Annotated in this window: 9 protein-coding genes, 1 tRNA gene and 1 pseudogene; 6 read left to right on the forward strand and 5 right to left on the reverse strand. The window is 68.0% G+C overall.

All coding sequences use genetic code 11. The features are described from left to right. Nucleotide 1 precedes the first annotated feature (1 nt). Entirely contained in the window at nt 2-1,273 is a 1,272-nt protein-coding gene (locus tag HT102_RS12060; protein ID WP_192039681.1) for a saccharopine dehydrogenase family protein, read from the forward strand. Here the strand turns inward: HT102_RS12060 and HT102_RS16355 are convergent. Continuing rightward, entirely contained in the window at nt 1,239-2,879 is a 1,641-nt protein-coding gene (locus HT102_RS16355) for an FUSC family protein (protein WP_192039682.1), read from the reverse strand. The genes HT102_RS12060 and HT102_RS16355 overlap by 35 nt on opposite strands. A 131-nt stretch (nt 2,880-3,010) precedes the next feature. Between HT102_RS16355 and HT102_RS12070 the strand changes: the two genes are divergently transcribed. The 5 genes from HT102_RS12070 to HT102_RS12090 all read left to right on the forward strand — a co-directional run bounded on the left by HT102_RS12070 (nt 3,011) and on the right by HT102_RS12090 (nt 8,238). Beyond that, nucleotides 3,011-4,276 (forward strand): aspartate kinase, encoded by a 1,266-nt coding sequence (locus HT102_RS12070; RefSeq protein ID WP_192039804.1) that lies wholly within the window; start codon nt 3,011-3,013, stop codon nt 4,274-4,276. Nucleotide 4,277: 1 nt separating this feature from the next. Further along, nucleotides 4,278-5,321 (forward strand): aspartate-semialdehyde dehydrogenase, encoded by a 1,044-nt coding sequence (locus HT102_RS12075; protein ID WP_192039683.1) that lies wholly within the window; start codon nt 4,278-4,280, stop codon nt 5,319-5,321. A 122-nt stretch (nt 5,322-5,443) separates the two neighbouring features. Next, nucleotides 5,444-5,974, forward strand: coding sequence for a hypothetical protein (locus tag HT102_RS12080; protein ID WP_192039684.1), 531 nt, complete (start codon nt 5,444-5,446; stop codon nt 5,972-5,974). 248 nt (nt 5,975-6,222) lie between these two features. After that, the gene (locus tag HT102_RS12085; RefSeq protein ID WP_192039685.1) at nt 6,223-7,683 is read left to right on the forward strand and encodes a catalase; all 1,461 of its coding nucleotides are present in this window, start codon (nt 6,223-6,225) and stop codon (nt 7,681-7,683) included. Nucleotides 7,684-7,764: 81 nt separating this feature from the next. Further along, on the forward strand, nt 7,765-8,238 hold the full coding sequence (locus HT102_RS12090; RefSeq protein WP_192039686.1) for a Dps family protein: 474 nt from the start codon (nt 7,765-7,767) through the stop codon (nt 8,236-8,238). A 169-nt stretch (nt 8,239-8,407) separates the two neighbouring features. On the opposite strand, the gene HT102_RS12095 is transcribed toward HT102_RS12090, so the two are convergent. From HT102_RS12095 to HT102_RS12110, 4 genes and pseudogenes are all read right to left on the reverse strand, one after another. After that, nucleotides 8,408-9,082, reverse strand: coding sequence for a potassium channel family protein (locus tag HT102_RS12095; protein WP_149360391.1), 675 nt, complete (start codon nt 9,080-9,082; stop codon nt 8,408-8,410). Further along, a complete protein-coding gene (locus HT102_RS12100; protein ID WP_333473415.1) occupies nt 9,072-10,499 on the reverse strand; it encodes a TrkH family potassium uptake protein in 1,428 nt (475 codons plus the stop codon). The genes HT102_RS12095 and HT102_RS12100 overlap by 11 nt, the downstream gene beginning before the upstream one ends. A gap of 286 nt (nt 10,500-10,785) precedes the next feature. After that, nucleotides 10,786-10,859: transfer RNA gene (locus tag HT102_RS12105), tRNA-Pro, on the reverse strand. Between the two features lie 28 nt (nt 10,860-10,887). Next, nucleotides 10,888-11,383: pseudogene (locus HT102_RS12110) on the reverse strand (metallophosphoesterase); the annotation flags it as partial.

The raw sequence follows: 11,383 nt of genomic DNA on the forward strand, positions 1-11,383 counted from the left end.
CATGGCAGCTGCGGAATCACAGGCACGAGAGTTCGATTTGGTCCTCTATGGCGCGAGCGGGTTCGTGGGCCGGCTCACGGCGGCGCATGTGGCGCAGCGCGCGCCTGGCTTCGCGCGGATCGCGGTGGCGGGGCGCAATCGCGACAAGCTGCAAGCGGTGGTCGATGAGATCGGCGGGGTCGCCCACACCTGGCCGATCATCGAGGCCGACGCGAGCGACCCTGCCTCGCTGCGGGCTCTCGCCCGGCGCGCGCGGGTGATCGTCACCACCGTGGGTCCGTACGCGCAGTACGGCATGCCGCTGGTGCGGGCCTGCGCCGAGGAGGGCACCGACTACGCCGACCTCACCGGGGAGCAGCTCTTCGTCCATGACACGATCGCGCAGTGCCACGAGGTCGCGGCCGGGACGGGCGCGCGCATCGTGCATTCCTGCGGGTTCGACTCGATTCCCTCCGACATCAACGCCTACCTGCTGTACAAGCATGTGCTCGCCGATGACGCGGGGGAGCTGCTCGATACCACCCTCTACGTCAAGGCCGCGCGCGGCGGGCTCAGCGGCGGGACGGTGGCCTCGGGCCGCTACCAGATGGAGCGGGAGGCGCGGGACAAGGAACTCGCCCGCATCACTCACGATCCCTATACCTTCAGCACGGATCGCGCGCTCGAGCCCGAGCTCGGCGAGCAGCCCGAGGGGGGCTTCGGCAAGGCCTCGGACATCGATCCCGGCCTGCGGGGCTGGACGGGGACGTTCCTCATGGCGCCCTACAACACGCGCATCGTGCGCCGCACCAATGGCCTGCTCGGATGGGCCTACGGCAAGCAGTTCCGCTACCGCGAGGTGATGGGCACCGGATCGGGCGCCGCCGCACCGATCGTGGCGGGCACGATGTCCGCCGCTCTCGGCGCGTTGTGGAAGCTTGGCCCGACGATGTTCCGCCGGGTCCCGCGGCCGATCCTCGACCGCCTGCTGCCCGCCCCCGGCACCGGTCCGAGCGATGAGTCCCGCGCCAAGGGATTCTTCGTCATCGAGACCTACGCGGACACCACCTCGGGGGCCCGCTACAAGGCGACCTTCTCCGCCCAGGGCGATCCCGGGTACGCCGCTACCGCCGTCATGCTGGGCGAGGCGGGGCTGTGCCTCGCCCTCGACCGCGACGAGCTCTCCCCGCTCACCGGTGTGATCACCCCGGCCTCGGCCATGGGGGATGTGCTGCCGCGGCGCCTGCGCGAGGCCGGGATCACCGTTGCGACAGAGCGGCTTCCAGCTCCCTGACCTCGGAGAGGAAAGTCGCGCGCAGGCCTGGGGGCGCGGAGTTGACGGTTGCGAGGACGCGATATCCGAGCTCGATGATCGCCACATGCGTGGCCCATTGCTCCCGCGCCCAGGCCTGGTCGCCGTGCGCCGTCGCATCCGCAGCGAGCACTGCCCCGATCAGGTCGAACTGGGTGTCCCGGCGCAACGCGCGCGCCATCGCCGGATCAGGCTCATCAAGCAGCGCGCGGACCCGGTCGAGCAGGGACTGCTCGGCGCGGGTCTGCATGCGGCGGTCCGCGCGCCGCGACCACGCCCACAGGGTGATCAGTGCCAGGCCAACCCCTAGGGCGGTCTCGGCGAGCCGGTAGGCGGAGGTGGCGAGCATGCTGGAGGGCGGGTTCATCGCCGTGCTGAGCAGCAGCGCCAGCGGGGTGATGAACGTGGCCGCGATGGCATAGTTGCGGGGCACCGCCAGCTCCACGGCGAACAGCAGCAAGGCCAGCACAACGATCAGCGCGAGCCCACGCGGCCCGGCGGCGGCGATGAGCATGAACAGCACGATCCCGGCGACGGTCCCGAGGAACCGCTGCGCGCCGCGATAGGCGCCGAGCACCCGGTCCGGCGCGCCGCCGAGCACGAGCGTGGCGGCGACCATCGCCCACTCGGGATGCTCGAGCCCGAGCATCGCGCCGATCGACGCCGCGACGATCGTCGCGAGCAGCACCCGGCAGGCGGTGATCATGGGCGGTGAATCCGGATGCCACGCCCCCTTCAGCCGGTGCCACGCCAGGGGGCGGCCCAGCGGGACGATGCCTTGCGGCAGCACCTCACGCAGCGCATCGTCCGTGCCGTCCTGGTCCTGTCGCTGTTCCTGTCGCTGGGCGACAACGCGGAGGAAGCGGGTGTGGGCGGCCCGGAGGCGCCCGGCCGCCGAGCCCTGCCCGTGGCCCTGGGCGAGCCCTGCCTCATGCAGCGTCGCCCAGCCCAGGTGGATGGCCGCGCCCGCGACGTGATGGGCCGACCGCGACGGTGTGCTCGCTGATGCCATCGCCTCGACCGCGCGCTCCGCGGCGTCCACCGCCCGGCGGGCCGGGCCGTAGGGATCCACGAGGATCGGTGCCATCGTCGCGAGCAGCGCTCCGGCGACACCCAGCAGCACCCACGACGACGCCTCCAGCACCGAGAGGCCGGAATGCGGCGCGAGGGAGCCCACCGATGCCGCGAGGGCGACAAAGACGGGGCCGGGCGGGCCCATGCGCAAGGCATTCATCGCGTAGGTCGCGATCGCGGCGATCACGCCGATCGCGGGGATCACCGCCCAGTAGGCGCCGCCGGCCCCGCTGCTGGCCGCCATCGTCGCGGCGAAGCCGCCTGCCATTCCCGCGCCCACGGCGGCCACGACGAGCCAGCGGATCCGGTACGCGCGGTGCTCCCCGTAGAGCACGGCGAGCGCGCCGATGCTGCACAGCACCGCCTCGCGCGGGTGCCCCAGCAGCGTGGCGAGCAGCGCGGGCAGCAGGAATGCCGTGCTCGCTCGCACCGCATTGGGCCAGAGCGGTGGTGCTGGGGCGAATCCCAGCAATATCGAGCGTGCCCTGGGGGGTACCGGGAAGTCATCGGTCACCTGCGTATTCTCTCGCCTCCGGGGGGCTCCCGAGCAACCCGGAATCAGCGCACGCTGGCGCATTATGACTGGATACTCGCTAGACTAACTAGCTGAATCCCAGCAAATTACGCGGAAGGGTGAGTATTAGCGTGGCGCTTGTCGTGCAGAAGTACGGAGGGTCCTCGGTGGAATCCGCCGAACGGATCAGGCGTGTCGCCGAGCGGATCGTCGAGACAAAGCGCCAGGGCAATGATGTTGTGGTGGTCGTCTCCGCGATGGGCGATACAACGGATGACTTGCTGAAGCTCGCTCATGCCGTGTCGCCCTCGCCGCATCCGCGCGAGATGGACATGCTGCTGACCGCCGGCGAGCGCATCTCCAACGCGCTGGTCGCGATGGCGATCCATTCGCTCGGCGCGGAGGCCCGGTCGTTCACCGGGTCGCAGGCCGGCGTGATCACCACGCAGTCCCATGGCAAGGCGAAGATCATCGACGTGACCCCGGGGCGCGTGCGCGCTGCCCTTGACCAGGGCTCGATCGTGCTCGTCGCCGGGTTCCAGGGCGTGAGCCAGGACAGCAAGGATGTCACCACGCTCGGTCGTGGAGGTTCCGACACCACGGCCGTGGCGCTCGCGGCGGCATTGAACGCGGACGTGTGCGAGATCTACACCGATGTCGATGGCATCTACAGCTCGGACCCGCGGATCGTCCCGACCGCGAAGAAGCTCGACAAGATCACGTTCGAGGAAATGCTGGAAATGGCAGCGGCTGGCGCGAAGGTGCTCATGCTGCGATGCGTGGAGTACGCGCGCCGCTACAACACGCCCATCCATGTTCGTTCGTCGTATTCAAACAAGCCCGGAACGATCGTGTCCGGATCAATGGAGGACATCCCTGTGGAAGACGCCATCCTGACCGGTGTAGCGCATGACCGCAGCGAGGCGAAGGTCACCGTTGTCGGCATCCCCGATGAGCCTGGCTTCGCCGCGCAGGTCTTCCGCGCTGTCGCCGATGCCGAGATCAACATCGATATGGTCCTGCAGAACGTCTCGAAGATCGAGACCGGCAAGACCGACATCACCTTCACCCTGCCGCGCGACGACGGGCCGCGCGCCGTGGAGTTCCTCACCAAGCGGCAGGACAAGATCGGCTTCAGCCAGGTGCTCTACGACGACCACATCGGCAAGCTGTCGCTGATCGGCGCCGGCATGCGCTCGCACCCCGGCGTCACTGCCACGTTCTGCGAGGCGCTCGCTGACGCGGGCGTGAACATAGAGCTGATCTCCACGTCCGAGATCCGCATCTCGGTGCTCTGCCGCGACACCGAGCTCGACAAGGCCGTCGCGGCCGTGCATGCCGCCTTCGATCTCGGCGGCGAGGAAGAAGCCACTGTCTATGCCGGGACGGGGATCTGACATGAGCACAACCATCGCAGTAGTCGGTGCCACGGGCCAGGTCGGTCGCGTGATGCGCAAGCTCCTCGAGGAGCGGGAGTCCCCGGCGGACACCGTGCGCTTCTTCGCCTCGGCGCGCTCCGCGGGCAAGACCCTGCCGTTCCGTGGCGAGGACATCGTGATCGAGGATGTCGCGGCAACCTCCGACGAGGACCTGCGCGGCATCGACATCGCGCTGTTCTCCGCGGGCGGCACCCTGTCCAAGGAGCAGGCGCCGCGCTTCGCCGCGGCCGGTGCCACCGTGGTCGATAACTCCTCGGCGTGGCGCAAGGACCCCGAGGTGCCGCTCATCGTCAGCGAGGTGAACCCGGAGCAGATCCACAACCTGCCCAAGGGCATCATCGCCAACCCGAACTGCACCACGATGGCAGCGATGCCGGTGCTCAAGGCGCTGCACGACGAGGCTGGTCTGCAGCGGCTCATCGTGTCCACCTACCAGGCAGTCTCCGGCAGCGGGCTCGCCGGGGTGAACGAGCTGCTCACCCAGCTCAAGGCTGTCATCGATGATGCCGAGAACCTCGTCCACGACGGTTCCGCGGCGAACTTCCCCGAGCCGGGCGTCTACGTGAAGCCGATCGCGTTCAACGCGCTGCCGATGGCAGGCGCGATCGTCGACGACGGCAGCGGCGAGACCGACGAGGACCAGAAGCTGCGCAACGAGAGCCGCCGGATCCTTGGCCTGCCCGAGCTGCTGGTCTCTGGCACGTGCGTGCGGGTCCCGGTGCTGACCGGCCACTCCTTGTCGATCAACGCCGAGTTCGAGCGTCCGCTGTCGGTCGAGCGGGCCGAGAAGGTCCTCGCCGGGGCGCCCGGAGTGCTTCTGTCCGATGTCCCGACCCCGCTCGATGCGGCCGGCCAGGACCCGTCTTTCGTGGGGCGCATCCGCCAGGATCCCGGCGTTCCCGATGGTCGTGGCCTCGCGCTGTTCATCTCGAACGACAACCTGCGCAAGGGTGCCGCGCTCAACACCATCCAGATCGCGGAGCTGCTCGTCGCCGCGAAGTAGCCTTCCCGCTGCCGCTAGCCCGGCCCGGCGACCGCGAGCGGTTGCCGGGCCGGGCTTGTCCGTAATGCCGAAGCGCGGGTTGGTGTGGCCGATACTGCGCCGCAACCAATAGGGTGTCGGATGTGAGTGCGAACCATGAGGCTGTGCCCCCGCCCCCGATGCCGCCGCGCGTCCTGTGGTGGGGGTGGTTCCTGTGGCGCTTGAGCGCTGTGCTGTTCCTGCTCGCTGCGGCGCGCATCATCTGGAACCTGGGGGAGATCCGGGCCCGGCTGACCGAGGAACTGCGCACGGATCCCAACTGGGCGTTCCGCGAGATCGGGGAAGTGGAGCGCACTGCGAGCTTCGCGCCGCTCGGCGTCATCGTCGCTGGCGTGGTGCTGCTGCTCGTGATGCTCGTGTGCGTCGCTCTGATGCGTCATGTCGGTTCGCGCGGAGCTCGCGTGGCCGCGATCCTCTTCGGTGCCGTCCTGGTATTCGTGACGGAGCTTGCGGTCGCGCTCGGTGGCACGGCGGATGATGCCACTCCGTCGCTGGTGGATGCCTTGCCGGACCTGCAGGCGGCGGTGATGCTCGTGGCGGCGGTCCTGGTGTTCCTGCGGCCGAGCGCGGAGTGGCTGTACCTGGCCCACGAGCATTGGCTCGATCAGCGCTAGCCGGAGTTCGCGCTCAGGTTTTTCTCAGCGGAACTTTACTATCCTTTTTCTTGACTCAATCCAGAAAAAGAGCATACTGGGGTCATGCCCACGGAGCACGACGCGAGTGACCCGCGCAACACCCTGCGCGTCACTGGGCCGCGCGTGACAGCCCCCCGTGCGGCATGCCCGGCCGCGCTCGCACGATGCGCCGCATCAGGTGCAGCGCGCTCGGGCCACCGCCCAGCACCGCCACAGGAGGCCATTCCATGACTGCAACGGAAAAGCCAGCCACCACGACGAACTCCGGCATCCCCGTCGCCAGCGATGAGCACTCCCTCACCGTTGGCCCCCAGGGACCGATAGCCCTGCACGATCACTACCTGATCGAGAAGATGGCGCAGTTCAACCGCGAGCGCGTCCCCGAGCGCGTCGTGCACGCCAAGGGCTCCGGCGCCTTCGGCAACCTCGAGATCACCGACGACGTCAGCGCCTACACCTGCGCCGACTTCCTCCAGCCCGGCAAGAAGACCGAGATGCTCGCCCGCTTCTCCACCGTCGCCGGGGAGCAGGGCAGCCCAGACACCTGGCGCGACCCACGCGGCTTCGCCCTGAAGTTCTACACGGAGCACGGCAACTACGACCTCGTGGGCAACAACACCCCCGTCTTCTTCGTCCGCGACCCCATGAAGTTCCAGGACTTCATCCGCTCCCAGAAGCGCATGCCCGACTCCGGCCTGCGCGACCACAACATGCAATGGGATTTCTGGACGCTCTCCCCCGAGAGCGCCCACCAGGTCACCTGGCTCATGGGCGACCGAGGCATCCCCCGGACGTTCCGCAACATGGATGGCTTCGGCTCGCACACCTACATGTGGATCAACAAGGAGGGCGAGCGCTTCTGGGTCAAGTACCACTTCAAGACTCGCCAGGGCATCGAATGCCTCACCCAGGAGGAAGCCGACGAGCTTGCAGGCAGCGCGCCCGATGCGCACCGCAAGGATCTCTTCGAATCCATCCGCGACGGCAACTATCCCCAGTGGGACCTCGAGGTGCAGATCATGCCCCTCGCCGACGCCGAGAACTACCGCGTGAACCCCTTCGACCTCACCAAGGTGTGGTCCCAGAAGGACTACCCGCGCAAGCACGTCGGTGTCATGACCCTCGACCGCAACCCGGAGAACTTCTTCGCCCAGGTCGAGCAGGCAGCGTTCGAGCCGTCGAACGTCGTGCCCGGCATTGGCTTCTCGCCCGACAAGATGCTGCTCGGCCGGGTCTTCTCCTACGCCGACACCCACCGCTACCGCATCGGCGTCAACTACACCCAGTTGCCCGTCAACGCCCCCAAGGTGCCCGTCCATAGCTACAGCAAGGACGGCAACATGCGGTATGCCTACAACGCTCCCGCGGAGCCCGTCTACGCCCCCAATTCCTACGGCGGGCCCCACGCGAACCCCGAGGCGGCCGGCCCCTACGCGGGCTGGGACACCGCCGGGGAGATGGTGCGCGAGGCATACGTGCAGCACCCCGAGGACGATGACTTCAGGCAGGCAGGGACCCTCGTCCGCGAGGTCATGGATGACGACCAGCGCGAACGGCTCGTCAACAATGTCGTCGGCCACCTCCCCGACGGAGTCACCGAGCCCGTGCTCGAGAGGGCCTTCGAGTACTGGAAGAACATCGACCCCGAGATCGGCAAGCGCATCGAAGATGGAATCCGCACTGCATAGAACACCCATCGCAATGCCGATCGACCCGATACTGTGAAAAACACGGTTCCCCCGGCTACCGCTTCCCAAGGAGGACACGCAATGCCAACTCCCATCACCAGCACCCTGACCTCGGACCAGCAGGCCACCACGGGCGAGGCGCTCCAGGGCACCGTCGTCGATCTCATCGACCTCAGCCTCATCGCCAAGCAGGCGCACTGGAACGTCCTCGGCAGGAACTTCCGCTCCGTCCACCTCGCCCTTGATGAGCTCGTCACCGTGGCCCGCGACTTCACAGACGAGGCCGCCGAGCGCTCCACCGCGATCGGTGTCAGCCCGGACGGCCGCGCCTCCACCGTCGCCGGTCAATCCAGCGCGAAGGGCATCGGCGAGGGCTGGACGAGCGATGAGGATGTCATCAACATCGTTGTCGAGAACCTCGCCGCCATCATCGACCGGCTGCGCGCGCGCATCGCCGTCACCGAGGAGGCCGACCCAGTGACCCAGGACCTGCTCATCTCCATCACTGCCCGCCTCGAGCAGCTCCACTGGATGTGGCAGGCGCAGGTCGCCTGACCTCGCTAGCAGTTCCGCGCCAAACGGGTGGCCCTGGGCCAAACGGGTGGCTCTGGGCCAAACGCGATAGAAGTTGCAGGAATCCCTGCTCCGCTTCTATCGCGTTTGGCGTTTTCCCGTGCTTTTGCCGCCGAGCCGAGCCGAGCCGAGCCCAGCCGAGCCGGCCAGCCTAGGTGATGTTGGCGAACGCCTCGACCTGGCGCACCTTGCCGGCAACGAGGAGGATGTCCCCCCGCATCAGCACGGTGTCCTGGGTGGCGTACGTGAAGTTCTGCCCCGCCCGCTTGACGGCCACCACGGTGATCTCATAGCGCCGCCGCAGCTCGCTGTCCTTGAGGGGAATGCCGATGGCCTCGGCAGGGGCGAGGGTCTTGACCATGGCGTAGTCGTCGCCGAACTCGATGTAGTCGAGCATCCGGCCGGTGACGAGGTGGGCCACCCGCTCGCCCATGTCGTGCTCCGGGATGACCACGTGGTGCGCGCCCACCCGCTCCAGGATGCGCTGGTGCTGCTTCGAGGTGGCTTTCGCCCAGATCTGCGGCACCTGGAAATCGGCGAGCAGCGAGGTCGTGAGGATGCTCGACTCGAGGTCGGTGCCCACCGCTACGACGGCGTGCGGGAACTTGTGCACCCCGAGCTGCATGAGCGAGTCGCGGTCGGTGGTATCAGCGACGGCGGTGTGGGTGAGGTCCTCGGCGAGCCGTTGCACGATCCTCGAGTCGGAATCCACACCGAGCACCTGGGTGCCGCTGGCGACGAGCTCGCGGGCAAGGGATCTGCCGAAGCGCCCCAGCCCGAGCACGGCGACCCGGGTGCTGGGGGGACGGTCGTATTTACCCGACAATGGGACGCTCCTCTGGTAGTTCGTATCTTCGGGGTCGTTCTTGCAGCGCGAGGGCGGACGCGAGGATGATGGGCCCGATTCGCCCGGCGAACATCAGGATGCACAGCACCACTTGTCCCGCGGCGGGCAAGTCTGCCGTGATGCCCATCGAGAGGCCGACGGTGCAGAAGGCGGAGATCACCTCGAACAGGACCGTCTCGAGCCGGTGCTCGGAGATGCCGAGGATGAAGATGGTTCCCGACATGACCGCGGCGATCGAGATCAAGGCGACGGTCAGCGCCTGCCGCTGCACGGTATCGGCGATCTTGCGCCCCATGACGTGGACGGTTGGCTGGCCGCGCAGCTCCGCGAGGATGACAAAACCAAGCAGGGCGAAGGTGGTGACCTTGATGCCGCCGGCGGTGCCCGCGCTGCCTCCGCCGATGAACATCAGCACGTCGGTGATGAGGACGGTAGCGGCGCTCATGTCGCCGGTCTCGATGGTGTTGAAGCCGCTGGACCGGGGCGCGAGGCCCTGGAACGTGCCAGCGAGCAGCTTCTGCATCGTGCTGAGCGGGCCCATGGTGGCGGGGTTCGCCCATTCGAACATGATGACCGAGAAGATGCCCACCACCGCGAGGACCCCATGCGTGAGGATCGTGATCTTCGTGTGCACGGTCCAGTGGCGGGGCGTCGCGTCAACCTCGGGATCGGACTCGCGCATCGTGGTCCGGAGGTGGCGCGTGACCTCGAAGATCACCGGGAACCCGATGGCACCGAGCGTGAACGCCACCATGACCGGGATCAGGATGAAGGGATCATCCACGTACTGCATCATGCTGTCCGATTGCAGCGCGAAGCCCGCGGAGTTGAACGCCGACACCGCGTGGAAGACGCCCCAGTAGAGGGCCTCGCCCGGGGAATCCGCGTAGGCGATCATGTAGCGGCTGGTCAGGAAGACCGCGGTGACGGCCTCGATGAGGAAGCTCATCTTGATGACGCCGATGATGACGCGGCGGATATCACCGAGCCGGAGGTTCTTGGTCTCGGTATGGGCGATCAACTGCATCCGCAGGCCCATGCGCCGCGCGACAAGGAGGCCGAGCAGCGAGGCGACCGTCATGATGCCAAGGCCGCCCACCTGGAACATGCCCACGATCACCGCATGCCCGAACGGTGAATAGAAGGTGCCCGTGTCCACCACGACCAGTCCCGTGATGCAGCCAGCAGACGTCGCGGTGAAGAGCGCCTCGACGAACGTGGCGCGCTCGGGGCCCGCGGTGGCGACCGGCAGCAGCAACAGGCTCGTGCCCACGCCGATGAACACCAGGTAGCCGGTCACGATCATGCGTGCCGGGTAACGGACGAACGTGCGCGCGGCCCTTCTCAGCCGCGCGCCCGCCCTCGAGCCGTGCTCCTCGGATTCTGGGAGCGTCACAGTGGCAGCTTCACCGTTTTTCCGGGGCGCATCGAGAGGTGCGCGTGGTGGGAGCGCCCACGGGCAATCAGGTGCTGATCGAGCATGGAGGTGAGACTACGCCTTGATCATCAGCGGCGCGCGACAAGGGTGGGCATGGCCGGGGGGCGGATAGCGCTGCGCCCCGGACAGTGCGGCCGCGTCCAGTGCCCGGCGCGGCGCAGAGGGGCGGACCGACCGCGGGCCGGAACGACCAAGGGCCGCTCCGGTGTGTTACCGAAACGGCCCTGGCCTGCATCTTGTGGTGTCGGGGTGGCGGGATTCGAACCCACGACCTCTTCGACCCGAACGAAGCGCGCTACCAAGCTGCGCCACACCCCGGTGCTAGCTGCCGCCAGCGTTGGAGAGTCTAGCGCACTGTGGCGTCGGATTGCGAAACCGGCTCGCTCCCGGCTTGTGGCTCGGTGTGCTGCGGGGCGGCGACGAGGGTGAGCAGGCTGGCCTCGGGCCGGCAGAAGAAGCGCGCAGGGGCATACGGGGAGGTGCCAATGCCCGCGGAGACGTGCAGGCGCATGTGGCTGCCCCACCGGGAGAGTCCCTTGACGCGGGATCGGTCGATGCCGCAGTTGGTGACGAGCGCCCCGACGACGGGGAGGCAGAGCTGCCCCCCGTGGGTGTGCCCGGCGAGGACGAGGTCGTATCCGTCGCTGGCGAACCGGTCGAGGACGCGGGGCTCGGGGGAGTGGGCGAGGCCGATGCGTAGCTGGGCGCGGGGGTCGGGGCTCCCACTGATGGTCTTGTAGCGGTCGCGGTTGATGTGGGGATCGTCCACGCCGGCGATGGCGATGCGGATGCCGTTGATCTCGAGCTCGCGACGGGTGTGGGTGGCGTCGAGCCAGCCGCGC

Origin of the sequence: Lolliginicoccus lacisalsi (assembly GCF_014841105.1) — a bacterium.
Lineage (GTDB): Bacteria > Actinomycetota > Actinomycetes > Mycobacteriales > Mycobacteriaceae > Lolliginicoccus > Lolliginicoccus lacisalsi.